The 2,030-nt window shown below is 28.1% G+C and carries 3 protein-coding genes; 1 reads left to right on the top strand and 2 read right to left on the bottom strand.

Annotation, left to right across the window (positions count from 1 at the left end):
- Positions 1-221 precede the first annotated feature (221 nt).
- Positions 222-599 carry a hypothetical protein gene (locus AC1XJX_RS13640; protein ID WP_482004542.1) on the bottom strand — a complete coding sequence of 126 codons (378 nt, stop codon included), beginning with the start codon at positions 597-599 and terminating at the stop codon, positions 222-224.
- A 224-nt stretch (positions 600-823) separates the two neighbouring features.
- Positions 824-970, bottom strand: a complete 147-nt coding sequence (locus AC1XJX_RS13635) for a hypothetical protein (RefSeq protein WP_482004541.1) — start codon at positions 968-970, stop codon at positions 824-826.
- Between the two features lie 83 nt (positions 971-1,053).
- Between AC1XJX_RS13635 and AC1XJX_RS13630 the strand changes: the two genes are divergently transcribed.
- Entirely contained in the window at positions 1,054-1,926 is an 873-nt protein-coding gene (locus AC1XJX_RS13630) for an IS1595 family transposase (RefSeq protein ID WP_482004540.1), read from the top strand.
- Positions 1,927-2,030: the final 104 nt, after the last annotated feature.

Raw genomic sequence — 2,030 nt, 5'->3', positions numbered from 1 at the left:
AAAAATAAATAAATAAAAAGAGATAAAAAAAAAATAAAAAATGAAAAAATAAGAAATAAATAATGGAATAGATTTAATAAAAAAAAGAAATATGACTTTTTCTCACGCACTTATGAGATAAAATACCTGAAGCTTATCCAATAGACTCTTAAAATCTCGCGTAATTTACCTTTTTTTATATTTTATTCAAAGACTTCTTCATAATCAGCACCATAAAGTCTCTATTTTGTATCTAAGTCTTTTATGATTTTATGTCCAATTAAAATATATCCTGAATATTCAACCAGAAAGTTGAGATTTCTATATTCTCTAAATGTTGTTCCTGATTCAATATCCGTTTTTGATGAAATGTGAGGTGGGATGCCATTTATGAATTTTATATCATCATTCATATTTACGTTAACGTAAAAATTATTTAGAATAAGATTTGAGTCTGAATCAATTTTGTAGCAAGTCAAATATCCTCTCATGAGAATAGATGAACGATATTTAGTCTTAATCCCAAAATCTTCTGGTTTTACCAACCCTTCTTTTGTTGTTTTTATTATGCCAAATTCTTTCTGATTTAAAATCAGAGTGTTTTTTACTTGATAAGACATTCGTTCTTTATATGATGACTCACGCTTTTTGTATGGTTAGTTACGTGTGTAGATACTAAATACTGAATAGAAAAATAGTGATTACTTTTCAGTTAAGCACAAGCCAATTTTTTAATTTTATTATTACTTTTTTTATCAATAAGCCAAATTAAAAAATTTGGCGGATTTGCAAATATGCCGTTACATCAATTAAGCAAATAATTAGTTATTAGCTTTACACGGTGTTATTCGCTTTTTTTTACTGTTTTTGTTTTTGATAGTGTTTCATGCCACATATATTGATTTTCATTAAAAAGAAAAGATATTGGATCAAAAGGAATCATTCGAGAAATAGTTCTTATTGCTGAATAGAATATTGGATGATACTTCATGTTTTCAAATTCAATGTGGAATTTAAATAATAGGTATAGGCGTTTAGGTCGCCCAACATAAGAATTAGAATTACCTTTGTCAAATGAGTACAAGGGAAAAATTTACAGGAGTGAATTCAATTACATTTAACAAGCGATTTAAAGAAGATTTAGACTGTTACGAATACCTTTCTTCAATTAAATGGGAAAAAGGATATTTTTGTAAAAAATGTAATAATGACAAATATTATAGTGGCAAAAAGCCATTTTCAAGAAGATGTTTAAAATGCAAATATGATGAAAGCCCTACGGTAAATACAATGTTTGAGAAACTTAAGTTTCCTATATTAATTGCATTTCATATTATTTTCAAAGTTAGTACAAAGAAAAAAGGAATGTCTTCCATGGAATTGAGTAATGAATTTGAATTGAGGCAAAAAACCTGTTGGGCATTTAAACAAAAAGTACAACGAGTAATGAAAAGCAGTCTTAAAAGCCCGTTAACAGGGATTATTCACGCAGATGAGTTTGTTGTAGGTGGACCGGAAGAAGGAAAAAGAGGAAGAAGTAAAGGAGCTAAAAAGTTAATAGTTCTTGCATTGGAAATATTAGAAGGCGGGGTTGGTAGAGCATATGCTGAGGTTATTGAAAATTCATCTGCAAAGGAGTTAGGTTCTTTTTTAAGAAAATATGTCTCAAAAGATGCAGAATTAATAACTGACAATTGGAAAGGATATGCACCATTGAAAAAAGAGTTTTTAAAACTAAAACAAGTAGCATCAGAAGATGGAAAGAACTTCAAAGAATTGCATTTACATATTATGAATATCAAAGGCTGGTTGCGAGGAATTCATCATCATTGTAGCAAAGAATATATGCAAGATTATCTAAATGAATATCATTTTAGATACAACAGAAGGTCAAATATGGGTACAATCTTCGATGTGTTAATCAAAAAAATGGTTTTTTTTGAATAAAAGTCAATAAAGTCAATATATAACAAGGGAGGTCTAAACGCCTATACCTAAAAATCTATTTGAATTAGTTGTAATGTGAAAATTATTTCTTCTATCATTATTAT

It is taken from the genome of Flaviramulus sp. (genome assembly GCF_982512915.1).
This window is presented reverse-complemented; position numbering and strand designations above follow the sequence as displayed.